Source organism: Promicromonospora sp. MS192 (assembly GCF_049532985.1).
Classification (GTDB): Bacteria; Actinomycetota; Actinomycetes; order Actinomycetales; family Cellulomonadaceae; genus Promicromonospora.
The window spans coordinates 1,784,902-1,807,485 of sequence record NZ_CP186693.1; the positions used below are offsets into that span (position 1 = coordinate 1,784,902).

Annotated in this window: 20 protein-coding genes; 16 read left to right on the forward strand and 4 right to left on the reverse strand. The window is 75.2% G+C overall.

From position 1 onward, the window contains the following. The first annotated feature begins 14 nt into the window (after positions 1–14). The 5 genes from ACO229_RS07995 to ACO229_RS08015 all read left to right on the forward strand — a co-directional run bounded on the left by ACO229_RS07995 (position 15) and on the right by ACO229_RS08015 (position 6,667). Complete coding sequence (locus tag ACO229_RS07995) at positions 15–1,130, forward strand: ABC transporter ATP-binding protein (RefSeq protein WP_423464472.1); 1,116 nt, start codon at positions 15–17, stop codon at positions 1,128–1,130. Then, positions 1,127–2,206: an ABC transporter ATP-binding protein gene (locus tag ACO229_RS08000; RefSeq protein WP_423464473.1), complete on the forward strand. Its 1,080-nt coding sequence runs from the start codon at positions 1,127–1,129 to the stop codon at positions 2,204–2,206. Before ACO229_RS07995 ends, ACO229_RS08000 begins: the two co-directional genes overlap by 4 nt. After that, the gene (locus ACO229_RS08005; RefSeq protein WP_423464474.1) at positions 2,203–3,300 is read left to right on the forward strand and encodes a LacI family DNA-binding transcriptional regulator; all 1,098 of its coding nucleotides are present in this window, start codon (positions 2,203–2,205) and stop codon (positions 3,298–3,300) included. Before ACO229_RS08000 ends, ACO229_RS08005 begins: the two co-directional genes overlap by 4 nt. After that, complete coding sequence (locus ACO229_RS08010; protein WP_423464476.1) at positions 3,297–4,907, forward strand: FAD-dependent oxidoreductase; 1,611 nt, start codon at positions 3,297–3,299, stop codon at positions 4,905–4,907. Before ACO229_RS08005 ends, ACO229_RS08010 begins: the two co-directional genes overlap by 4 nt. Before the next feature lie 164 nt (positions 4,908–5,071). Continuing rightward, a complete protein-coding gene (locus ACO229_RS08015; protein WP_423464477.1) occupies positions 5,072–6,667 on the forward strand; it encodes a glycoside hydrolase family 5 protein in 1,596 nt (531 codons plus the stop codon). 45 nt (positions 6,668–6,712) lie between these two features. Here ACO229_RS08015 and ACO229_RS08020 read toward each other — a convergent pair whose 3' ends face one another. Then, a complete protein-coding gene (locus ACO229_RS08020) occupies positions 6,713–7,396 on the reverse strand; it encodes an SDR family NAD(P)-dependent oxidoreductase (RefSeq protein ID WP_397410036.1) in 684 nt (227 codons plus the stop codon). A 101-nt stretch (positions 7,397–7,497) separates the two neighbouring features. Between ACO229_RS08020 and ACO229_RS08025 the strand changes: the two genes are divergently transcribed. The 4 genes from ACO229_RS08025 to ACO229_RS08040 all read left to right on the forward strand — a co-directional run bounded on the left by ACO229_RS08025 (position 7,498) and on the right by ACO229_RS08040 (position 10,948). After that, positions 7,498–8,343 carry a helix-turn-helix transcriptional regulator gene (locus tag ACO229_RS08025; RefSeq protein WP_423464478.1) on the forward strand — a complete coding sequence of 282 codons (846 nt, stop codon included), beginning with the start codon at positions 7,498–7,500 and terminating at the stop codon, positions 8,341–8,343. A gap of 93 nt (positions 8,344–8,436) precedes the next feature. After that, positions 8,437–9,243 (forward strand): lysostaphin resistance A-like protein, encoded by an 807-nt coding sequence (locus tag ACO229_RS08030; RefSeq protein WP_423464479.1) that lies wholly within the window; start codon positions 8,437–8,439, stop codon positions 9,241–9,243. Beyond that, entirely contained in the window at positions 9,243–10,202 is a 960-nt protein-coding gene (locus tag ACO229_RS08035; RefSeq protein ID WP_423464481.1) for an ATP-binding cassette domain-containing protein, read from the forward strand. The genes ACO229_RS08030 and ACO229_RS08035 overlap by 1 nt, the downstream gene beginning before the upstream one ends. Further along, positions 10,199–10,948, forward strand: a complete 750-nt coding sequence (locus ACO229_RS08040) for an ABC transporter permease (RefSeq protein ID WP_423464482.1) — start codon at positions 10,199–10,201, stop codon at positions 10,946–10,948. Before ACO229_RS08035 ends, ACO229_RS08040 begins: the two co-directional genes overlap by 4 nt. Here the strand turns inward: ACO229_RS08040 and ACO229_RS08045 are convergent. Beyond that, complete coding sequence (locus tag ACO229_RS08045) at positions 10,932–14,081, reverse strand: BTAD domain-containing putative transcriptional regulator (RefSeq protein WP_423464483.1); 3,150 nt, start codon at positions 14,079–14,081, stop codon at positions 10,932–10,934. The two genes, ACO229_RS08040 and ACO229_RS08045, sit on opposite strands and share 17 nt — an antisense overlap. Before the next feature lie 76 nt (positions 14,082–14,157). After that, complete coding sequence (locus ACO229_RS08050; protein ID WP_397410024.1) at positions 14,158–14,973, reverse strand: alpha/beta fold hydrolase; 816 nt, start codon at positions 14,971–14,973, stop codon at positions 14,158–14,160. Positions 14,974–15,061: 88 nt separating this feature from the next. Between ACO229_RS08050 and ACO229_RS08055 the strand changes: the two genes are divergently transcribed. The 5 genes from ACO229_RS08055 (at position 15,062) to ACO229_RS08075 (ending at position 19,329) form a co-directional block, all read left to right on the forward strand. Further along, on the forward strand, positions 15,062–16,006 hold the full coding sequence (locus ACO229_RS08055; protein WP_423464484.1) for a Ppx/GppA family phosphatase: 945 nt from the start codon (positions 15,062–15,064) through the stop codon (positions 16,004–16,006). A 358-nt stretch (positions 16,007–16,364) separates the two neighbouring features. Further along, positions 16,365–17,024 (forward strand): hypothetical protein, encoded by a 660-nt coding sequence (locus tag ACO229_RS08060; protein WP_423464485.1) that lies wholly within the window; start codon positions 16,365–16,367, stop codon positions 17,022–17,024. Continuing rightward, positions 17,008–17,538: a phage holin family protein gene (locus ACO229_RS08065; protein ID WP_423464486.1), complete on the forward strand. Its 531-nt coding sequence runs from the start codon at positions 17,008–17,010 to the stop codon at positions 17,536–17,538. Before ACO229_RS08060 ends, ACO229_RS08065 begins: the two co-directional genes overlap by 17 nt. Next, complete coding sequence (locus ACO229_RS08070) at positions 17,535–18,131, forward strand: DUF3618 domain-containing protein (protein WP_397433421.1); 597 nt, start codon at positions 17,535–17,537, stop codon at positions 18,129–18,131. Before ACO229_RS08065 ends, ACO229_RS08070 begins: the two co-directional genes overlap by 4 nt. A gap of 94 nt (positions 18,132–18,225) precedes the next feature. Continuing rightward, positions 18,226–19,329 (forward strand): YihY/virulence factor BrkB family protein, encoded by a 1,104-nt coding sequence (locus ACO229_RS08075; protein ID WP_397433423.1) that lies wholly within the window; start codon positions 18,226–18,228, stop codon positions 19,327–19,329. On the opposite strand, the gene ACO229_RS08080 is transcribed toward ACO229_RS08075, so the two are convergent. Next, a complete protein-coding gene (locus ACO229_RS08080) occupies positions 19,286–20,896 on the reverse strand; it encodes an NAD-dependent epimerase/dehydratase family protein (protein ID WP_423464487.1) in 1,611 nt (536 codons plus the stop codon). The two genes, ACO229_RS08075 and ACO229_RS08080, sit on opposite strands and share 44 nt — an antisense overlap. 191 nt (positions 20,897–21,087) lie before the next feature. On the opposite strand from ACO229_RS08080, the gene ACO229_RS08085 reads away from it, so the two are divergent. Continuing rightward, positions 21,088–21,849: an alpha/beta fold hydrolase gene (locus ACO229_RS08085; RefSeq protein ID WP_423464488.1), complete on the forward strand. Its 762-nt coding sequence runs from the start codon at positions 21,088–21,090 to the stop codon at positions 21,847–21,849. Beyond that, positions 21,846–22,559 carry an esterase/lipase family protein gene (locus tag ACO229_RS08090; protein ID WP_423464489.1) on the forward strand — a complete coding sequence of 238 codons (714 nt, stop codon included), beginning with the start codon at positions 21,846–21,848 and terminating at the stop codon, positions 22,557–22,559. Before ACO229_RS08085 ends, ACO229_RS08090 begins: the two co-directional genes overlap by 4 nt. Positions 22,560–22,584 lie beyond the last annotated feature (25 nt).

Here is a 22,584-nt window from a genome sequence, read left to right on the forward strand (position 1 = left end):
TGGTCACCCAGTTCGTGCCTGACACCGATCGGTCCGACGCCGGGACCACCTCCGCGCGGGGAGCGGACGGCGACGTCCTGCACGTCTCCGGCCTCACCGTCGAGTACGTGACCGACGGCGCCCCCGTGCGCGCCTGCGCCGACGTCACCTTCACGCTGCGCCGCGGCGAGATCCTGGGCGTCGCGGGCGAGTCCGGCTCCGGCAAGTCCACCCTGATCACGGCTCTCACGAGGCTGCAGCGCCCGCCCGCCGTCACGACGGCGGGCAGCATCGTGTTCCACCCGCGCGCCGGCGGCCCCGCGATCGACCTGGTCACCGCGAGCCCCAGGGCGCTGCGGGCGCTGCGCTGGACGTCCCTGTCGATCGTGCTGCAGAGCGCCATGGACGCCCTCAACCCCGTGATGCGGCTCGGCGCGCAGTTCGCCGACGCCCTGCGCACCCACGACCGGACCCTCACCAAGGACGCGGCCTGGGCGCGCGCCGCCGAGCTCCTCGCCACGGTCGGCATCTCGGGCGACCGGGCACGCAGCTACCCGCACGAGCTGTCCGGCGGTATGCGCCAGCGCGCCAGCATCGCGCTGGCGCTCGCGTGCGGGCCGGAGCTCGTGGTCATGGACGAGCCGACCACCGCTGTCGACGTCGTCATGCAGCGGCAGATCCTGGCGCAGGTGCTGCGGCTGCGGCGCACGCTCGGGTTCGCCGTCGTCTTCGTGACGCACGACCTGTCCCTGCTGCTGGAGCTCGCCGACCGCATCGCCGTCATGTATGCCGGCCGGATCGTGGAGCTCGGCACCGCACGGGAGCTCTACGACGACCCGCGCCACCCGTACACCCGCGGCCTGCGCGACTCGTTCCCGCCGCTGCACGCGCCCCTGACGCGTCTCACCGGGATCCCGGGCACGCCGCCCGACCTGCGTCGCCCGCCGTCCGGCTGCCCGTTCCACCCGCGGTGCGCGGCTCGGTTCCAGGGGTGCGACACGCACCGGCCGGAGCTGGTCACCCTCGGGCGGTCGGCGGAGGGCGGGCACGCCGTCGCGTGCCGGTTGCACGAGCCGGCCGCGAGACCCGGCCCGGCACCTGACTCGGCGTCCGACCCGGCGCCCGTCCGGACCGAAGGAGGCGCGTCATGACCGCGACCACCCCCGCGCCGTCGGCCCCTGTCGTCGCGCCGGAACCACCCGTGCTGTCCGCCGTCGACGTGACCAGGCACTTCACGGTGCGCTCCGCCGTCGGCGCCCGGTCCGTGGTGCGCGCCGTCGAGGGCGCCACGCTCGACCTGCACCGCGGCCGCGTCGTGGCGCTGGTGGGGGAGTCGGGGAGCGGCAAGACGACGCTGGCCCGGCTGCTCGCCGGGTTCTACGCGCCCACGAGCGGCGAGATCGCCCTGGAGGGGGAGCCGGTGCGGCAGCGCCGCGGGCGCGTGGAGCGCGGCTACCACAAGGACGTCCAGCTCATCTTCCAGGACCCGTTCGGCTCGCTGAACCCGCTGCACCGTGTGCGGCACAACCTGGAGCGTCCCCTCACGCTGCACCACGGGGTGCGCGGCAAGGCGGAGCTGGACCGGCGGGTGCGGGAGCTGCTGGAGCGCGTGGCGCTGACGCCCGCCGAGCAGTACGCCGACAAGTTCCCCCACGAGCTCTCGGGCGGGCAGCGCCAGCGCGTCGTCATCGCCCGCGCCCTGGCCGTGGAGCCCAAGGTGCTGCTGGGCGACGAGCCCATCTCGATGCTCGACGTGTCGATCCGCCTGGAGATGCTCAACCTGCTCGACCGGCTGCGCACCGAGGACGGCCTGGCGCTGCTCTACATCACGCACGACATCGCGAGCGCCCGCTACCTCTGCGACGACGTCGTGGTCATGTACGCCGGCGAGATGGTCGAGGGCGGGCCCAAGGAGCAGGTCATCGCCGACCCGCAGCACCCCTACACCCGGCTGCTCGTGGAGTCGTCGCCCGACCCCGGGCGCGGCGGCCGCGACCGGGAGGCGCTGTTCGACGCCGACGCCGACGGCCTGGGCGAGCCGCCCAGCCTCATCGACCCGCCGCCCGGCTGCCGGTTCCACCCGCGCTGCCCGTTCGCCATGGACGTGTGCCGCACGCAGGCCCCGCCGCGCGCCGACCTCGGCGACGGGCGCTGGGCCCGCTGCTGGCTGCACGCCGCCGACCGCACCACGCCGGAGCCGTCAGAACCCACCCAGGAGAACGAGTGACCACCACCCCGCGCCGCGCCCGGGCGCCCCGCCAGTCCGACGTCGCCCGGCTGGCCGGCGTCTCGCAGTCCGCCGTGTCCCGCGTGATCGGCGGCGACACCGACGCCGCGCGGATCCCCGAGGCCACCGTCCGGCGCATCCAGGAGGCGATCAAGGAGCTGGGCTACGTGCCCAACCCGACGGCCCGCAAGCTGCGCACCGGCCGCAACCGCCTGCTCGGCGTGCACACCTTCGAGGCGGTGTTCCCGCGGGCGCGCGAGGACTTCTACTTCGAGTTCCTGCTCGGCATCGAGGAGCGCGCCGAGGAGATCGACCACGACCTGGTGCTGTTCACCTCCACGGGCGGCAGCGACGGACGGCGCCGCGTCTACCGGGACGGCGTCAACCGCCTCAACGTGGCCGACGGCGCGGTGCTCCTCGGCGTCGCCGCCGACCGCGCCGAGCTGGCCCGGCTGGAGGCCGACGGCTACCCGTTCGTGCACATCGGCCGCCGCGAGGTGCCGGGCACCCGCATCACGTGCGTCGTGCCCGACTACGAGTCGGCCGCCGCCGCCATCGTCGACCGGCTGGCCGACCTCGGGCACGAGCGGATCGGCTACCTGCGCGCCGGCATCGACGAGGAGTCCTACGCGGACCGCCGGCGGGGCTACGAGTCCGCCGTCGCGCGGCGGGGCCTGCGGGACGTGTCGCCGGGGAGCCCGGGCCTGGAGGGCGCGGGCCTCGACACCGCCGGGCCGGGCACGGCATGGCTCGACGCCGTGGCCGACGGCCGCGTCACCGCCGTGGTCGCCGACGCCGAGTGGCTGGCCAACCCGCTCGCCGAGCGGCTCGGGGCGCGCGGGCTGGCCATCCCGCGCGACGTCTCCGTCGCCGTCCTGGAAGGCGTCGGACCCGACGCCGCCGTGCGCTGGGACTGCTTGCAGATCCCGCGCCGCGAGGTGGGCCGCCTCGCCATCGACACGCTCGTCGGCATGCTCGACCAACCCGGCGAGCCGGTGGCGGACGTACTCGTGGAGTGCGTCGTCGTCGAGGGCGAGACCGTGGCCGCGCCGCCGGCCAGACCATCAGCACCGACGAAGGGGAACGCCGGATGAGCGCGGGGACGAGAGAGCGCAAGACCGACGTACTGATCGTCGGCGGAGGCATGGGCGGCGTGGCCGCCGCGCTGACCGCGGCCCGGCTGGGCCGGCGGGTGGTGCTGACCGAGCCCACCGAGTGGCTCGGCGGTCAGCTCACCGCCCAGGCCGTGCCGCCCGACGAGCACACCTGGATCGAGGAGCGCTACGCCCCGCCCGGCTACGCCGAGCTGCGCCGCCGCGTGCGCGACTACTACCGGCGCAACTACCCCCTGACGCCGCGCGCCGCGGCCGACCCGCTGCTGGACCCCGGCCTCGGCATCGTCAGCCACCTGTGCCACGAGCCGCGCGTCGCCGCCGCCGTCCTGGAGGAGATGGTCGCGCCCTGGCGCGCGGGCGGGCAGATCGAGCTGCTGCTGTGCCACGAGCCCGTCACGGCCCACACCTCCGGTGACGAGGTGGACGCCGTGACCCTGCGCGACACGCGCACGGGCACCGAGACCACCGTCCAGGCCGACTACGTCGTGGACGCCACCGAGCTCGGCGACCTGCTCGACCTCGCGGGCGTCGAGCACGTGGTCGGCGCCGAAGGGCAGGACGAGACCGGCGAGCCGCACGCCCCCGCCGTCGCCGACCCGCTCGACCAGCAGGCGATCTCCTGGTGCTTCGCCCTGGAGCACCGGCCCGGCGAGGACCACACGATCGACCGCCCCGCCGGGTACGAGCACTGGCGCACCACCGTGGCCCCCTTCTGGCCCGGCCCGCAGCTCTCGTTCGACGACGTCGTGCCCATCACCCTGCAACGACGCACCTGGCGGCTGTTCGAGGCCGACCACGCCCGGGGTGCCCACTTCCCGCTGTGGACCTTCCGCCGGGTCCTGGCCCGCGACAACTTCATCGACGGCGCCGTCCGCGACGTCACGATCGTCAACTGGCCCCAGATCGACTACTGGGAAGCGCCCCTGCTCGGCCCCGGCGTCGACGCCGCCGCCCGGGACTCGGCGCTCGCGGGCGCGCGCGACCTGTCGCTCTCGTTCCTGCACTGGCTCCAGACGGACGCGCCCCGGCCCGACGGCGGCACGGGCTACCCCGGCCTGCGCCTGCGCCCCGACGTCACCGGGACACCGGACGGCCTGGCCAAGACCCCGTACATCCGCGAGGCGCGGCGGATCCGGGCGGAGCTGACCGTGACGGAGCAGCACGTGGGCGTGCAGGCCCGGCCCGACGGCGCGGGCAGCGAGGTGTTCCCCGACACCGTGGGCCTGGGCCGCTACCGGATCGACCTGCACCCCAGCACGGCCGGGCGCTCCTACGTGGACATCGAGGCGTACCCGTTCCAGGTGCCGCTGGGCGCCCTGGTGCCGGTGCGGGTGGAGAACCTGCTGCCCGCGGGCAAGAACATCGGCACGACGCACATCACCAACGGCTGCTATCGGCTGCACCCCGTGGAGTGGGGCATCGGCGAGGCGGTCGGTGCGCTGGTCGCGTTCTGCCTGGACCGCGGCCTGCCGCCGCGCAAGGTGCGCAACGACCCCGCGCGGCTGGCCGACTACCAGCGCCTCCTGACCGGCACGCTCGGCACCACCCTCGCGTGGCCCGACGACATCCGCACCCACCGCGAGTGAGGGGAGGCAACTGACCGAACTCATCGACTTCGGTCCGATGCACTGAGATCGGTCGCTCAATTGACCGGTCTCAGGGCATCCGACCGATCTCGTCGTGCTGTTCCCATCTGTGCCATGTCTTGTACCAGCTCGACCGCTCGTTCGACGAAGAACGGAGAACCATCGTGCTGCGAAACATCTTCAGGGGTCGCAGGCCCCAGCCCACCAGCCCCTCGCCCGACGTGTCCCGCCCCGCCGTCCGCCCACCGCGGCGGAAGCCGGCACGGCCCGCGGCCGTCGCGTCCGCGCTCGCGCTGGTCGTGGCGGGTCTGGGGCTCGCGGTCCCCGCGGCGGGGGCAGCCGGCGCGGCGTCCACCGACGTCGTGCGCGCCGAGGCCGCGCCCGCCAGCCTCTCGTCCGACGCCGCTCCCGCCGCCGTCTCCCGGCTCGGCACCTCGGGCAACACGATCGTCGACGCGTCGGGCACCCCCGTGCAGCTGCGCGGCGTGTCCGTGCTCGCCCCGCGGCACAACGCCGAGTGCCCCGAGTGCAACCCGAAGCCGATCTCCGACGTGATCGACATGACCGTGTCCGACGGCTGGCAGTCCGACGTGGTGCGCCTGCCGGTCACGGTCTGGGGTTCGCTGACCGTCGAGGAGAACGTGGCCCGGTACGTCGACCCGTACGTGCAGCAGGCCGTCGAGCTGGGCGTCTACATCATCGTGGACCTGCACCACGTGTCCGACTACGGCAGCACCGGGGTGCCGCAGTCCGCCGTCTCGGAGTTCTGGGACTACGTGGCGCCGCTGTACGCCGACGTGCCGAACGTGATCTACGAGGTCTTCAACGAGCCCGTCGCCCCGGCGAGCTGGGCCACGTGGAAGTCGTACATCCAGCCGGTCGTGGACGACATCCGGGCCGTCGCGCCCGAGACGCTGCTGCTCATGGGCAGCCCCCAGTGGAGCACCTACGTCAACCAGGCGGCGGCCGACCCGATCGCGGGCACCGACATCGCCTACGTCTACCACCTGTACCCCAACCAGGGGGACGCGACGGCCGCCAACCTCGACGCCAAGTTCGGCAACGCGGCCCAGCAGATCCCCGTCATCCTCACCGAGTTCGGCTGGAACCCGCCCGGCGAGTTCTCCGACCCGGTGGTCACCCAGGGCACGACGTCGGGCTGGGGCATCCCGCTGCGTCAGTACCTCGACGCCCGCCCGCACATCAGCTGGACGGCCTGGCTCTTCGACAACTACTGGAAGCCCCAGATGTTCGACCACGACTGGAACCTGCTCGGCGGTGAGCACCAGGGCGCCATGATCAAGGCCTGGCTCGCCGACCAGCCGTACGCGTCCCCGTGCGCTGACCATGCTGCGGTGGGGGCGACGGCGGTCGCCTCGTCGTCCGGGAGCAGCACCTCCGGCGCGGCCAAGGCGGTGGACGGCGACTGCACCAACGCAGGCCGCTGGCTGTCGGCGGAGGGCGACGCCGCACCCACACTGACGATCACGCTCGACGCGCCCACCGTCGTGGACCAGATCGACGTGTACAGCGGGTTCGTGGGCGGTGGCTCGGTCAACGTGCTGCGCGACTTCACCGTCGAAATGCACACGTCCGCCGGGTGGCAGCAGGCGGCGGCGTTCGACGACAACACGCTCGGCCTGGTCAGTGCGCCCGGCCCGGCCGCCGCCGTCGACCAGGTGCGCCTGGTGGTCACGGACCCGTCGAACTACACCCCCGACGTGGCCCGCGTGTTCGAGGTGGCGGTCCGCGCGGCCTGACGGCGCGCGCCGGGCGTGCGCGTGATCCGCACGCCCGGCGCCCGCTCACCAGCCCAGCTCGCCGTCGTCCTCCTGGAAGGTGCCCGTCGGCCCGTCCGGGCCGATGGTCGCCAGCCGCACGACCGTGCGTGCGCTGACCTCGACCGGGCGGCCGTGCGGGTTGGGCTGCCCGCCCAACTCGGTGGCCGTGTAGCCGGGCTCCACCGCGTTGATCCGCACCTCCGGGACGGCGCGCGCGTACTGCACCGTGAGCATGGAGACGGCCGCCTTGCTCGCGCCGTACACGATCGCCGAGACCTGCGAGGCCGGGCGGTCGGGGGAGTGGTTGGCCCAGAACGAGCCCAGGGCGCTGGACACGTTCACCACCACCGGGTTCGCCGAGCGGCGCAGCAGCGGCAGCGCCGCCTCGGTGACCCGGACGACGCCCACCGCGTTCGTGTCGAACACCGCCAGGGCGTCCGGGCCGTTCAGCGCGAGCAGCGCGATGCCGGCGTTGTTGACCAGCACGTCCAGCCCGCCCTCGGCCTCGAGGCGCGTGAACGCGGCCGCGACGGACGCGTCGTCCGTGACGTCGAGCCGCACCCAGCGGGCCCCGAGCTCGGCGGCCACCGCGCGGCCCGCGTCCTCGTCCCGGGCACCCACGTAGACGGTGTGCCCGGCGGCGACGAGCTGGCGGGCCGTTTCCTTGCCGAGGCCGCGCGTGGCCCCGGTGATCAGTGTCGTTGTCATGTCTCTAGCGTCGGCCGCCCGGCGCGGGACAGGGAGCCGTCCCGTTGTCGTAGGACCACCAGGGCCAGGACAACCCCGCCCCGCCCGCGCACACTGGGACCGTGGACGCCTGGGAGTTCGGCCGGATGGTGCGGCGGCGGCGCGACGCCGTCGCCCCCGAGGCCGCCGGCCTGCCGCGCGGACCCCGCCGCCGCGCCACGGGGCTGCGGCGCGAGGAGCTCGCGGGCCTCGCCGGCATCTCCGCCGACTACCTGACCCGCCTGGAGCAGGGGCGGGCCGTCTCGCCGTCGGCCCAGGTCGTCGAGGCGCTCGCCCGCGCCCTGCGGCTGCCCGACGACGAACGCGACCTCCTGTACCGCCTGGCCGGGCACGCCGCACCCGGGCTCGACCTCGTGCCCCGGCACATCCCGCCCAGCGTGCAGCGTCTGCTCGACCGGCTCGACGGCACCGCCGTCGCCGTCTACGACGCCACGCAGACGCTGATCGTCGCCAACGCCCCCTACGACGCGCTCATGGGCGCCACCACGAGCTGGCGCGGCATCGAGCGCAACGCGCTGTGGCGGCACCTGGCCGGACCGGGCAGCCGCGTGGTGCACACCCCGCACGAGGAGGCCGACGTCGTGGCCCGCCTCGTCGCCGACCTGCACCTCACCGCCGCCCGGTACCCCGCCGACCCGGCCGTCGGCCGCCTCGTGCGCGACCTCGCCGCCGCCAGCCCGCGCTTCACCGAGCTCTGGGAGTCCGAGACCCCGGAGCTGCCCCGCGACACCTCCCGGCACAAGGTCGTCGACCACCCCGCCGTCGGCCGCATCGCGCTCGACTGCGACGTGCTCGTGGTGACCGCCGACGACCTGCGCCTCATGGTCTACACCGCCGAACCCGGCACGCCCGACGCCGAACGGCTGGCCCTCGCGGTGGTGCTGGGCACGCAGGAGCTCGTCGACTGACTCCCGCGCGCCGACACCCGCGCAGACACCGCCCCCACGCCGTGTCAGCGCCGTGTCAGGGTCGTGTCCGGGCCGGCCGCAAACATCTGCGGCATGGACAACACACCGCACCCCACCGCCCTGCCGGGCGTCCGGCCGAACCGCTTCGCCGAGCTGCTGCTCGCGGACCGGCACTCCCTGCCCCTCTCGATCGCCCTGCACCTCGTCCCCGGCGTCCTGATCGTCGCGGTCTACCTGGTGCTCGCCCAGCCGCTCATGCGAGCCCTCGACCTTCCGTCGTTCCTCGGCTGGGCGATCGCCCTGACCGTGGTGCTCTTCCCGCTCCAGGGACTCCTGCTGTGGCTGGGCCGCCGGCGCACCGGCCGGTACTCGCTGCGCGGCGTGCTGGGCTACCTGGACAAGCCGGTGCCGCGCGGCCGCCTCGTGGCCATGGTCGCGGGCCTGATCGTGTGGTTCGTGGTCGTCTCGTCGCTGCTCACCGCCCTGGACGCCGTCATGTACGACGCGTTCTTCACGTGGATCCCGTTCGACGACGCGGGCGCCAGCGCCACCACCTACCTGGACGGCACCGACCGCACGGTCATGATCGCCACCCTGGCCGCGTCCATCCCGTTCACCGGGTTCACGCTGCCGCTCATCGAGGAGTACTGGTTCCGCGGGTTCCTGCTGCCGCGGATCGCGCACCTCGGCGCCTGGGCGCCGGTGCTCAGCACGGTGCTGTTCTCGCTCTACCACCTGTGGTCGCCGTGGGTGTTCCTGTCCCGCGTGATCTTCTTCTTCCCCGGACCCTGGTTCGTCTGGAAGAAGCAGGACCTGCGCCTGTCCATCGGCATGCACGTCGGCACCACCCTGCTGATGTCGACCGGCGGCACCGTCGCGCTGCTGCTGGGGGTCATGTGATGACGACGCCGGCCATCGCGGTCTCCGGGCTGCGCAAGACGTTCAAGGACAAGACGGTGCTCGACGGCGTGGACCTCGCCGTCGAGGAGGGCACGATCTTCTCCCTCCTCGGCCCCAACGGCGCCGGCAAGACCACCACCGTCAACGTGCTCACCACGCTCGTGCGGGCCGACGGCGGCACGGCCCGGGTGGCCGGGCACGACCTGGCGACGCAGGCCCGGGCGGTGCGCGCCGCCATCGGCGTCACCGGCCAGTTCGCCGCCGTGGACGAGCTGCTCACCGGGCGGGAGAACCTGGAGCTCATGGTGGACCTGAACCGGTCCGCGGGCGGCGGCCGGCACGTGGTCGCCGACCTGCTGGAGCGGTTCGAGCTGACCGGGTCGGCGGACAAGCCGGCGGCCACCTACTCGGGCGGCATGCGCCGCAAGCTCGACCTGGCGATGACGCTCGTGGGCGACCCCCGGATCATCTTCCTGGACGAACCGACCACGGGCCTGGACCCGCGCAGCCGGCGCACCATGTGGTCGATCATCCGCGACCTCGTGGCCGACGGCGTCACCATCTTCCTCACCACGCAGTACCTGGAGGAGGCGGACCAGCTCGCCGACCGGATCGCCGTCCTCGACCACGGCCGCATCGTCGCCCAGGGCACCGCCGCCGAGCTCAAGCGCCTGGTGCCCGGCTCCCACGTGCGGCTCCGGTTCGCCTCGGCGGCCGAGCTCGACGCCGCGGCCCGGGTCCTGGCGGACGCCACCCCCGACGACGCCGAGCTGACCCTGCGCGTGCCCGGCGACGGCGGCACCCGGTCGCTGCGGGCCCTGCTGGACCGGCTCGACGAGTACGCGCTGAGCGCCCAGGAGCTCTCCGTGCACACCCCCGACCTCGACGACGTGTTCCTCGCCCTGACGGGCCACGCCCCGACCACCCCGACCACCCCGACCACGGAGGTAGCGCCATGAGCACCCGGCCCCACGCGCTCGTCATGCTGCGCCGCAACCTGAAGCACGTCGCCCGCAACCCGACCACCGTGTTCAACGCCGTCCTGATGCCGATCATCATCCTGCTGATGTTCGTGTACATGTTCGGCGACGCCTTCGACGTCGGCGTCGACTACGTCGACTACGCGACGCCCGGCCTCATGCTGCTGGCCGTCTGCTACGGCCTGGGCTCCACCGCGACGGCCGCGAACTCCGACATGACCAAGGGCATCATCAACCGGTTCAAGGTCATGGACGTCCCGCGCGGCGCGGTGCTGACCGGGCACGTGGTGACCAGCGTGCTGACCAACGTCGTGGCCGTCGCGGCCCTGGTCGGGGTGGCCCTGCTGCTCGGGTTCAGCCCGGCGGCCGGGCTCCTGGAGTGGCTCGGCGTGGCCGGCCTGGTGGTGCTGCTCGGGTGCGCCACGGGCTGGCTGACCGTCGCCCTCGGCCTGGCCGCGCGCTCCCCGGAGACCGCCGGGCTGGCCTCCGTGCCGCTGGTGATGCTGCCGTTCTTCAGCAGCGCCATCGTCCCCGCCGACGCGATGGGGCCCGGCCTGGCGCAGTTCGCGCAGTACCAGCCGTTCACGCCGGTCATCGAGACCCTGCGGGGCCTGCTGGCCGGCACGCCGGACACGGGCGACGCGCTGCTGGCCGTCGGCTGGTGCGTGGCGATCGCCGCGGTCGGCTACGTCTGGGCCGGGGCCACGTTCACCCGGCGAGCGTGACCTCGACCAGGTCCGCCCGCTCCGCCTCCCGGCCCTGCCGGACCGCCTCGGCGAACCCCGCGTCGCCGAGGCGGTCCCGTGCCGCCGCCTCGATCCGGGCGAGGTCCGGCAGCACCCGGTAGTCCGGGTGCTCGTGCGTCCCCGCGCTCGCCCCGAGCAGGCGGGCCGCCTGCTCCACCTGGTCGCCGCGCAGCGCCAGGTCGGCGACGCCCACGATCGCGATGGCGGTCATCGGCGCGTGCCCCGTCTCCAGCGCCGCCCGGTACGCCGCCGCGTGGTGCTCGCGTGCCGTGCCGAGGTCCGTGGACAGGTAACCGAGCTGGTCGTGCGTCACCGCACGGATGTGCGCGCCGTCGCCCTCGGGACCCCACAGCGCCGACGCCGCGGCCAGGTGGGCGCGGGCCTCCTCGGGCAGGCCGGCCCACCGGGCGAGCTCGGCCCGCGACAGCGCGAGCCCACCCAGCGTGCCCGGCCACGTGACCCGCCGCGCGTACCGCTCGGCCTCCGCCATGGCGGAGGCGCTCGCGTCGGCGTCGCCCAGGAGCCAGTGGAGCTGCGCCTGCCGGGTCCGGATCTGGATGAGGTCGTCGACGGCGCCCATCTCGGTGACCACCTCGGCCGCCTGCTCGTAGTGCGCGCAGGCACCGGCCAGATCACCGCACGCCGCGGCGTCGTCGGCCAGCTCGGACAGCGCGAACATGATGCCGAACCGCTCGCCCAGCGCCCGGAACTCGGCGAGGGCCACCCTCAGGTCGGCCACCCCGTCGTGCCCGGTGTCACCGAGGATGAGGCGCAGCTTGCCGAGGTGGAGGCGGGCCAGCGCGCTGACCCAGGGGTCGGGGTCGTCCAGCACCTCCGCCCAGGCGGCCAGCCCGTCGGCCGGGTCGGCGAGCATGCGCTCCAGCGGCACGGTGAGCGGCAGCGCGGGGTGCGGCTGCTCGCTGGTGGTGCCGTACCGGTAGGCCTTGTGGATCCAGTCGGCGGCGGTGTGCTCGTCGCCCAGGCCCGAGCTCATGAACATGGACAGCAGGGCGTACACCCAGGCGCGGACGTCGTCGGGCACGTCGCCGGGCAGCTCGGTGGCCGCGACGATCAGGTCCATGCCCTCGGACTTGTGCCCGCTGAGCCACCAGTACCAGCCGGCGCCGGCGGCGAGGCGCATGGCGGCCGCGGCGTCACGCTCGGCGAGCGCGAACCGCATGGCGGCGCCGATGTTGTCGTGCTCGGCGGCGAGCAGGGCGAGCCACGTGAGCTGCTCCGCGCGGCGCAGGTGCGGTTCGGCCCGCTCGGCGAGCCCCGTGAAGTGGGCCAGGTGGGCCGCCCGCGTCCGGTCGGTCTCGCCGGCCTCTGCCAGGCGCCCCGCGGCGTACTCCTTGATGGTGCCGAGCAGGCGGTACCGGGGCGCGCCGGCGCCGTCGGCCACCACGAGCGACTTCTCGGCCAGGGCCGTGAGCAGGTCGAGCACGTCCTCGGGCGCGACGGCGCCCCCGGAGCAGACCTCCTCGGCGGCCTCCAGGCTCGCGCCGCCCCAGAAGACGGCGAGGCGGCGCAGCACCGCACGCTCCGCGTCCGTGAGCGGCTCCCAGCTCCAGTCGACCACCGCGCGCAGGGTGCGGTGGCGGGGCAGGGCGGTGCGGCTGCCGCCGGTCAGCAGGCGGAAGCGGTCGTCGAGGCGGTCGGCGAGCTGGTCGATCGTCATGGTGCGCAGGCGCGCGGCGGCCAGCTCGATCGCCAGGGGCATGCCGTCCAGGACGCGGCAGACGCGCGCCGCCGTGTCCAGGGTGCTCTCGTCGAGCACGAGGTCCTGGCGCACGGCCGCCGCCCGGTCCCGCAGCAGCCGGACGGCGGGTGCCGCCTCGATCTCGCCGGGGCCGGCGTCGGCGTCCGGCAGGGGCAGCGGCAGCACCTGCCACAGCGCCTCGCCGGTGATGCCGAGCGGTTCCCGGCTCGTGGCCAGGATCCGCAGGCGGCGGCACTCGCCGAGCAACCGGTGGGCGAGCGCGGCCGCCTGCTCGACCACGTGCTCGCAGTTGTCCAGGACCAGCAGCAGCTCGCGCTCCCGGAGCGCCGACACGATCCGTTCCGCGGGGGTCGTGCTGCGTGCGTCGTGCGATCCCTCGCCGAGCAGTCCGTCACGCAGCCCGAGTCCCGCCAGGACCGCCTGCCCGACGTCGCCGTCCGCGTCCAGGGCCGCGAGCTCGACCAGCCAGGCGCCGTCGGGCAGGTCGGGCAGCATCGCCCGCGCGGCCTCGGTGGCGAGCCGGGTCTTGCCGGCCCCGCCGGGTCCGACCAGGGTGGTCAGCCGGTGCTCGCCCACGAGGTCGCGGACCACCGCGACCTCGTCGGCCCGGCCCACGAAGCTGGTCAGCTCGGCCCGCAGGTTGGTCCTGCGGTCCGTCTCCTGCGGCCCGAGCTCGCCGCGCAGCAGCGCCACGTGGAGCGCGGACAGCTCGGGCGAGGGGTCCACGCCGAGCGTGTCCGCCAGGGTCTCCCGCGTGCGCTGGTAGGCGAGCAGCGCCTCGTTCGCGCGGCCCGCGGCGGCGAGGGCGCGCATGAGCGACCCGACCAGCGGCTCGCGCGTGGGGTGCGCCGCGACGAGGTCGGTGAGCTCCTCGACGAGGTCGGCGCCCTGGCCGAGCCCGATCTCGGCGTCGATCCGTTCCTGGAGGGCGGCCAGGCGCAGCCCGTCGAGGCGGGTGGCCACCGCCGTCGCGGCCGGGCCCTCCAGCCCCGCGTCGGTCAGCGCCGGACCGCGCCACAGGGCCAGGGCGTCCCGCAGCAGCCGCACCCGTCCGGGACCCTCGGTGGCGCGGGCGCGGGCGAGGAGCTGTTCGAACCGGACGGCGTCGACGTCGTCGGGCGCCACGAGGAGCCGGTAGCCGGACGGGTGGCCCTCGACGGCGCCGTCCGGAAGGGTCTTGCGCAGGCGGGAGACCAGGCGCTGCAGGGCGCCGGCCGCGTCGTGCGGCGGCTCCTCGCCCCAGATCCGGTCGACGAGGGTGGACTTGGGCACCACCCGGCCCGGCTCGAGCGCCAGCGTGACGAGCAGCGCGCGCAGGCGCGCGCCGGGTACGTCGGCGACGCCGCCGTCGTCCAGGCGTACCTCGAACGGTCCGATCAACCCGATCTGCACGCGCAGATCCTGCCACGCCGGGTGGCCGTGCCTCCACCATGTCGCCGAAGGCCGGCCACCCGGGCGTCCTGCCCGGTCAGCGCCCCGCGTGGCCGAGGGCGGCGACCTCGCGGACGGCGTCGGCGACCGCGCGGAAGTCCTTCTTCAGGATCCAGTCGTGGTTGCTGGCGACCTTGGCGCTGATCTCGATGTTCGGGTTGCGCTCCAGCACCGGCCCGAGGCTGGCCCGGATCTTCTCCTGCTCGTCGCCCTTGCTCCCGAGCGACGCACCGGAGGCCAGCACGTAGCGCGTGGGCACCGTGACGGCGTCCAGGACCGGGCCGAGCGCGCGCTCGCTGCCGATCCGGCCGAGCTCGATGTTGCTCTCGGCCTGCTGCGCGGCGTTCAGTCGCGGGGTCAGGCCCGTGGGACGCAGCAGCCACGTGACCGGGCGCAGCAGCCGGAACAGCTTCCGGATGCGGCGCTCCATGGCCTCGTCCAGCCAGTCGTTCGGCTCGGCGCCCTCGACCAGCACCGCGCCCAGCGCGCGCCGCGGGTTGCGGCTGGCCCAGTGCGCCGCGGCGAAGGCCCCGTAGGACCAGCCCACCACGAGCGCCCGGTCGACGCCGCGCGCTGCCAGGACCACGTCGACGTCGCGGACCACGGACTCGAACGAGTAGTCCGCCGAGGGCTTCGACCGGCGCCCGCGGGCCCGCTCGTCGTAGGTGATGTGCCGGTAGCCGTCGCCGAGCTCGGCGATCACGCGGTCCCAGTACCCGAGGGTGGCGAACTGGCCGTTGAGGTAGATGACCGGGATGCCGCTGCCGCCGGAGTCGACGGTGTACAGGGCGGTGTCGTCGACCGGGACCATGCCCGACCACGGAGCGCTGGGGGAGCTGCTGTTCGTCGTCATGCGGAGGACTCTGGCCGCACGCACTGACACCGCCCTGACACGGCCCTGACATGCCGCGCCCGCCCACCGGCCCGGTAGCGTCTGTCCCATGCGTCTGGGCGTGCTCGACATCGGTTCCAACACGGGTCACCTGCTGGTGGTCGACGCCCACGGCGGCGCCGCGCCGCTGCCGGCGTCGTCGTTCAAGCAGCCGCTGCGGCTGGCGGAGCACCTCGACGACTCCGGCGCCGTGCGTCCCGCCGGCGTGGACGCGCTGGCGGAGTTCACCGTCCAGGCGATGCGCGTCGCGGAGGACCGGGGCTGCGCGCAGACGCTCGCGTTCGCCACCTCGGCGGTGCGCGACGCCGGCAACTCCGAGGACGTCCTGAAGACGGTGCTCGACCGCACGGGCGTGCGGCTGGAGGTGCTCAGCGGCGAGGACGAGGCCCGGCTGACCTTCCTGGCCGTGCGCCGCTGGTTCGGCTGGTCGGCCGGGCGGCTCGCCGTGTTCGACATCGGCGGCGGCTCCCTCGAGATCGCGGGCGGCTCCGACGAGGCACCCGACGCCGCCTGGTCCCTGCCGCTCGGGGCGGCCCGCCTGGCCCGGGCGCACTTCGCCTCGCCCGCCCTGCCCGACGCCGGGGCGCTGCGCGCCCTGCGCCGCGACCTGCGCGCGGACATCGCCCGCAACGCGGGGAGCCTGCTGCGCAGCGGGCGGCCGGACCGCGCGGCGGCCACCTCGAAGACGTTCCGGTCCCTCGCCCGGATCTGCGGGGCGGCGCCCGCGGGCGACGGGCCGCTGGTGCGGCGGGTGCTGCGCCTGGACACGCTGCGTGAGCGCGTCGAGGAGCTGACCACCATGGCACCGGACGCGCTGGCGGGGCTGCCGGGCGTCTCGCCGAGCCGGGCGCACCAGATCGTGCCGGGGGCACTGGTGGCCGAGGCGTGCATGGACGTGTTCGACCTGGTCGAGCTGGAGATCTGCCCGTGGGCGCTGCGGGAGGGCGTGATCCTCCAGCGCCTCGACCAGCTCCCGCACCTCGGTGCCGTGTGACGCTGCTGTTGCCTGCCCCGCGGATCCAGGGCAGAGTCTGAGGCGGCGCACCTCACACCGGCGTGAGGCGCGTCACCACCATGGGCTCTGCCGGGACGCCCGGTCGAGGTCCCCACGGCGAGCCGCAGGGTCGAGGCGACTGCGCCGAAGCCGTCCGTCGCGACGGCGAACACTCCCAGAACCGAGAGGCCGGGCCGTCGTGCCCCTTCCCCGTTCGTGCTGGGTTGCGAGTGGCACGCACCCTCCTAGGTTGGTGAGTGGTCAGGAAGCGGCCGTACCGGTGGAGCACAGCCCGCCGTGGCACGTGCTCCACGACCTGCCGGGCCGGTCCCGGCGGGACGACGACAGGAGTCCGACCATGAGCCAGACGAACCTCCCGGGCAGTACGCCGTACGGCGCTCCGCCCGGCAGCCAGACGCCCGCGAGCCCGGCGCCCCCGAGCCAGGCACCCCCGAGCCAGGCACCCCCGAGCCAGGCACCCGAGCCCCCGGGCGTCCAGGAACGGCTCGGCGAGGCGGCGTCGCGCGTGGGCGACGCGGGCCGCGAGACGGCCCGGGACGCCCGCGAGCGCGTGCACGACGTCGCCCACGAGGCGGGCGACCAGGCCCGCGGCCTCGCCGACCGCGCGACGTCCGAGCTGCGGTCCCGCATGAGTGACCAGCAGCGCAACCTCGCGGGCGGGCTCCGGTCCCTCGGTGACGAGCTGGGCCGGATGGCCGGCGCGGCCGAGGACCCGGGCTACGCGAGCGACCTGGTCGACCGGGCCGGGCAGGCCACCGGGCGCGTGGCCCGCTGGTTCGAGGACCGCGAGCCCGACGACGTGCTGCACGAGGTCGAGGCGTTCGCCCGCCGACGACCGGGCACGTTCGTGCTGATCGCCGCCGGGGCCGGCCTGCTCGCGGGCAGGCTGCTGCGCGGCAGCCGGGACGATTCCGCGGACGACGACCCCGACGCCGGTCGTGCACCGGTCGCGGAGCCGGTGGCCACAGGAGGTGAGACCTATGCCGGGCGCACGTGATCCCTTCGGCACGTCCACCGTCGCCGAGCACGCTCGGTCCGGACCCGACGGGGGCCGCGGGGCCAGCCGGTCCGCGGGCGACCTGCCGAGCCTGGGCGAGCTCGTGAGCGAGGTCACCAGCGACCTGTCGACGCTGGTCCGGCAGGAGGTGGCGCTCGCCAAGGCCGAGGCCACGGAGTCGGCCCGGCGTGCCGGGAAGGGCGCCGGGATGTTCGGCGGCGCGGGCGTGGCGGGACACATGGTCCTGCTGTTCGCCTCGCTCGCCCTGTGGTGGGCGCTGGGGTCGGTGCTGGGCGGCGGCTGGGGTGCGCTCGTGGTCGCCGCGGTCTGGGCCGTGGTGGCGGCCGTGCTCGCGCTGCGCGGGCGGGCCGAGCTGCGGGCGGTCCGCGGCGTGCCGCAGACCGCCGAGACGGTCCGGAAGATCCCGGACGCCCTGCGCGGGCACGCCGACGAGCCGCGAGGAGACCACCCGCGAGGAGACCACCCGCGACGAGACGAGGAGAGGAACGCATGAGCACCAACGATCCGGACGTGATCCGAGCAGACATCGAACGCACCCGGGCCGAGCTCAGCCACGACGTGGACACCCTCGGCGACAAGGTGCACCCCGGGCACGCGGTGCGCCGTCAGGCGGACCGGGCGCGGTCCCGCATGGGCCGGGTGAAGGACCGGGTCATGGGCACGGCGCACGACACCACGCACTCCGCGCAGGCCGCCACGCACGACCTGGCGGACCGTGGCCGGGAGGCGGCGTCGTCGGTCGCCCACGGCGTGAGCGCGGCGCCGGACGCGGTACGTGACCGGACGCGGGGCAACCCGCTGGTCGTGGGCCTGGTGGCCTTCGGCGCCGGGCTGGCGGCCGCGTCCCTGATCCCTGCCGGCCGCGCCGAGCGGCGTGCCGCGGCGGCGGTCGAGGAGAAGGCGGCCCCGCTGGTGGACGACCTGCGGACGACGGCGCGCGACGCCGTCCACGACCTGCAGGAACCGGCACGCGAGGGTGTCGACGCGGTCCGCGACGCGGCGAAGGACGCCGCACGGTCGGTCGGCGAGCACAGCCGGGAGGCGGCCGCCGACCTGCGCTCCGGCTCGGGCGGCTCCACGACCTGAGCCGGTCGGCGCACGACAGGTACCCCACGGCCGGCCCGTCGCCGGTCACCGGGACCGGCTCACCGCCGGTCCCGGACCTGCCCTGGGAGGCACCATGGCCCACATCGACGACACCGCGGCCCGCACCGGAGCCGCCCCGGCGCCGGACGACCGGCGCAAACCCGACTCACCCCCGGACCTGAACCGCCGGACCTGGACGCACGTGCTGGGGTCCACGGTGCGGCAGTTCTCCCGGGACCAGTGTCTGGACCTCGCCGCGGGCCTGACGTACTACGCCGTGCTCGCGGCCGCGCCCGCACTGCTCGCGCTCGTGTCCGTGCTCGGGCTGGTGGGCAGCGGCGGGCAGGCCGTCGAGCGGGTGATCGGCACCCTGGAGGGCGTGGTGCCCCCGGACGTGCTCACCGTCGTCCAGCCGCTCGTCGAGAACGCCGCCGGGGCCGGGGGACGGGCAGGCTTCGCCCTGATCCTCGGTGTCGTGCTGGCCCTGTGGTCGGCGTCCGGGTACGTCGGGGCGTTCGGGCGCGCGATGAACCGCGTCTACGGCATGGACGAGGGCCGCCCCGTCTGGAAGCTGCGCCCGGTGCTGCTGCTGGTCACGCTGGTGGCCGTGGTCATCGCGGCGCTGGTCGTGGCGGCGCTCGCGCTCAGCGGGCCGGTCGCGCGGGCCGTGGGTGACGCGGTCGGCCTGGGCACGACGGCGGTGACCGTCTGGAACATCGCCAAGTGGCCGGTCGTGCTGCTGCTGGTCGTGGTGCTGGTGGCGATCCTCTACCACGTCACGCCGAACGTGCGGCAGCCGCGGATCCGCTGGGTCAGCGTGGGCGCCGTCGTCGCCATCCTGGGGTGGCTGGTGGCGTCGGCCGCGTTCGGGTTCTACGTGGCGACGTTCTCGAGCTACGACGCCACCTACGGGTCGCTGGCCGGCGTGATCGTGTTCCTGCTGTGGCTCTGGATCACCAACCTGGCCCTGCTGCTGGGGGCCGAGCTGGACGCGGAGCTGGAACGGGGCCGGGAGCTGCAGGGCGGGTTCGCGGCGGAGGAGGTGCTGCGGCTGCCGCCCAAGGACGCCCGTGCCAGCGAGAAGCGCGAGGCGAAGCGGCAGCGGGAGATCGAGCGCGGGCGAGAGCTGCGCGACGCGGCCCGGGAGGACCGCGCTACCCGAGCTCCCTCCCGTCCTCCGTCTGCCGACGGCTCGTGAACGCCCGCTCCCGGGCGTAGGCGTGGAACCGGTCGAGCATCTCCACCTGCCGGTCGGCCTGGGCGATCAGCTCGTCGAGCTGCGTCGGGTCGAGGCCGAGCTCGTCGGCGTGGTCACGCAGCGTCTGCCAGCTGCCGATCGTGCCGAGCACCGCCGAGCGGACGACCTCCGCCTCGACCACCGGCGACAGCGGCGAGCGGTGCACCACGCGCCTGTTGAGCTTCAGCCGCCCGGCCCGCTCCGCGAGCCGGGCCGCGGCCTGCCGGTACCGCCGCGCGGGCAGACCCAGGCGGTCCATCAGGTCGCGGGAGAGCTCGCGCTGGCCGCGGAGCTGCTCGGTCACCTCGGCCAGCTCGGCGTGGAACGGTGTGTCCCGGTACCGGTCGGTCATCAGCTCGACGCGCTCCAGGGTCGCGGTCGCGACCGCGTGGTGGTCCGCGAGGTACAGGCCCAGCAGGCCGCGGTCCATCGACGGCGGCACCCGGACGTCGCCGCGGTGCCGCAGGGGCAGCACGGAGTCGCCCGGCGGGCGGTGGGTCGCGGGGTGCAGGGGAGCGGACCGCAGACCACGCCCCACCGCCATGCCGGCCAGCAGGTCCTCGACGGCCTCGGCGGCGCTCCGGCGGGGCCGCCAGCCGAGCTCCGTGCGGATCCGCGACGTGTCCAGCACGGGCACGCTCGCGGCGAGGTCCAGCCAGCCGGGGTCCGCGCGGACCAGGTGGGCGTCGTGGGCGGCCGCCAGCACCCCGCGGACGGCGCCGCGCGGCACCTCGACGAGCCGCCCGTGGCCCACGAGGCGAGCCAGGTCCGGTCCGTGCAGCACGTCGTCGGCCGCCACGTTGAACGCTCCGGCAGCCCGCTCGACGACCACGCGCCGGTAGGCGTCGGCGACGTCGTCGGCGTGGACCGCCTGCAGGCGCAGGGCAGCGGGCAGCGGGAGCAGCGGCAGGCGGCCGTACCGCAGCAGCCGCACCGGGACCAGCGGGCCCAGGAAGTACCGCACCACCGACTGGGCGGCGTCGCCCTGGAAGACGAGCGCGGGCCGCAGGCGGGCGACGGCGAGTCCCGGCCGGGCCGCCTCCAGCTCGTCCAGCACCCGTTCCTGGGCCGCCTTGTCCACGCTGTAGTGCGACGTCGGGATGCCGCGGGCGGGCCAGTCCTCGCGCCGCGGGGCGTCGTCGTCCACGGCGGAGTACGCCCCCACGGAGGACGCCACGACCAGGTGGGGCACCCCGGCGCGCACCACGGCGTCCGCGACGCGGCGCGTGCCTTCCACGTTGGTGCGGCGCAACAGGTCGCGGTCCCGGTTCGGCTGCACCAGCCAGGCCAGGTGCACCACGGCGTCCGCCCCGCGGAAGAGCTCGGCCAGCCGGGCGACCACGGGCTCGGGACCGTCACCGGCGGAGATGTCCACCGCCGCCCACCCGGCGTGCCGGTAGGGCTCGGCGCCCCGGTCCGGCAGACGCCGGGCGACGCCCAGCACGGAGGTGACCGCGGGCTCCTCGTGCAGCGCGCGCAGCAGTGCCGTCCCGGCGTTCCCGGTGGCCCCCACGACGACGATCCGCATGGAGCCACCGTCACACCCGGCGGTGCCGCTCGCATCCCGCGCCATGTCCCGTGGCATGTCCCGCGCTGCGTCCCGCGCTGCGTCCCGCGCTGCGTCCCGCGCTACGTCCCGCGGCACGTCCCGTGCCGTGTCCCGCAGGCCCGCGCGCGCCACCGCGCCCTGCCCGCGAGCCCGCCGGTACCGTGCACGGTATGACCCGCACCCGCGACGGCGACCTGACCGTCGTCGGTCACGTGCGCGGACCGGCCGACCCGGACCGGGCCGTGGTCCTCGTGCACGGCGTCGGCTCGTCGGCGCGCGCCTACCGGCGGCTCGGCGACTGCCTCGTGGCGCACGGCGCGGTGCACGCCGTCGACCTGCCCGGCTACGGCGCGTCCCCGCACCTGCGGCGCGACGTCGACATCCCGGAGCACGCCGCCGCCGTCGCCCGCTACGTCCACGAGCACGTGCTGGACGCCGGCCTGCCCGCCCCGGTCGTCGTCGGCCACTCGATGGGCGCCCAGGTCGTCGGGCAGCTCCTCGCCGACCACCCGGACGTCGCCGGCGCCGGCGTCCTGGTCGGCCCGACGGCGGAACCCGGCACCCGCACCATCGCCCGCCAGGCGCTGCGCCTCGCCGCCGACGCCGTCGGCGAACCACCCGGGACCCTGGGCGTGCTGGTCGTGGACGCCCTGGTCCGGTGCAGCGTGCCGTACTACCTCGGGCAGCTGCGCCACGTGGTGGACCACCGGCTGGAGCAGGTGCTGCCCCGGGCCACCGTCCCGGTGGTCGTGGTGCGCGGCGAGCGCGACCCGGTCGCGCCGCCCGCGTGGACCGCCCGGCTCGCCGCCTGCGCGCCCTCCGGCCGGTGCCGCACCGTCCGCGGCCGGCACCACGCGATGGACTCCGACCCCGACGGCGTCGCCCGGATCGTGCTCGACGCGTGGCAGGCCGCCGAACGGGGCACGGTGTGAGCGCGCGGCGCCGGTCGTCCCGCGGCTCGCTCGCCCGGCTCGGCGCCTGGGCCGCCGACTACGCGTGGGCACTGGACCGGCAGCTGCGGCACCTGGTGCGACCCCCGGCGCTGCCTGTCGCACCCCGGGTGCCCGGTGCGGCCGCCGCGGCGCCGGTCGTGCTCCTGCCTGGCATCTACGAGACGTGGGAGTTCCTGGGCCCGGTCGCCGACGCCCTCGCCCGGGCAGGGCACCCCGTGCACGCCGTCGCCGGCCTGGGCCACAACGGGCGTCCCGTGCCCGAGTCCGCCGACGTGGTGGCCGACGAGCTGGACCGCGCCGGCCTGACCGGTGTCGTGCTCGTGGCGCACAGCAAGGGCGGCCTCATCGGCAAGCACGTCATGCTCTCGCCCGCGGGCCACCGGGTGCTGGGCATGGTCGCCGTCGCGACGCCGTTCACCGGCTCCCGGTGGGCGCGGTACATGCTGTCGCGGGCGCTGCGGTCGTTCGACCCGCGCGACCCGGTGCTGCTGGCGCTCGCGGGCGAGCTGCTCGTCAACGACCGCATCACGGCCGTGTACCCCACGTTCGACCCGCACATCCCCGAGACGGGTCACCTGGTCGGCGCGCGGAACGTGGAGCTGCCGCTGTCGGGGCACTTCCGGCCGCTGGGCCACCCGCTCCTGGTGAGGACGGTGGTGCGGGAGGTGGCGCGGCTGCAGTCGGGGTGACGGCGCGGCCGCCCGGCACGGGGCA